The organism is Mucilaginibacter sp. P5_A4, assembly GCF_056400605.1.
In genome coordinates, this window is the sequence record NZ_JBFUKX010000163.1 from 1 (window position 1) to 827 (window position 827).

The following is an 827-nucleotide window of genomic DNA, read 5'->3' on the forward strand; positions in this document are numbered from 1 at the left end:
AAAAAATCAAAAACAAGCCGGCTATAAATGGTGCGGGTATCCTTAATAAATCTGTCATAAAAATGCCAAAGGCAAGTGTATACAGGTAAAATACAACAACACCAAAAACGAAAAACTTTTTAAGTAACATGAAAAGTTGGGCTTTATTTAAACAGTTTCTTTATTGTGTAGAAAATTATCTTAACGTMCATCCAAAAATTACGGTTATCGATATACTCCAGGTTTTGGTGGATCTTAGATGGTATAATTGTATTTATATAAAGTTCTTCTGGATTGGCAGCGTTTAAAAGCAATTCATTTTCATTGAAATATTTAATTGAAGCCCAGTCAGTTATGCCTGGCTTTATGCTCAATACCCTAAGCTGATTTTCTGTATATAATTGTACGTATTTTTGCACTTCGGGCCGCGGACCTACAAAGCTCATATCGCCAATAAGAACATTAAACAATTGCGGTAATTCATCAAGCTTGTATTTCCTGAGCCAATAGCCAACCGGGGTTATCCTATAATCATTATAGCCAATTGTTAATAGCCCCGCCCTGTCAGAATGTGGGTACATTGTTCTGAATTTATAAAGTTTAAATTCAGTTCCATTTTTCCCAACCCGGTTTTGCAAATAAATTACGCCACCCTTTGAGTTAACACAGATGATAATGGCTATTAAAAAAAACAGGGGAGTTAGCAGCAATATTATCGCAATTGCAAAAACTATATCAAAAAATCTTTTTATGATCATTTTTTTTACAAACTTTTTAAACCCCAACTTCATTATCAATGGTTAACTGGTTTTTTGCACATGCCAGTTGTTTATCAATAGCGTTTATTA

1 protein-coding gene is annotated in these 827 nt (G+C 33.4%); it reads right to left on the reverse strand.

Translation table 11 applies throughout. The features are described from left to right. Nucleotides 1–143: 143 nt before the first annotated feature. A complete protein-coding gene (locus AC1DQW_RS27820; protein WP_477457043.1) occupies nt 144–737 on the reverse strand; it encodes a sugar transferase in 594 nt (197 codons plus the stop codon). Nucleotides 738–827 lie beyond the last annotated feature (90 nt).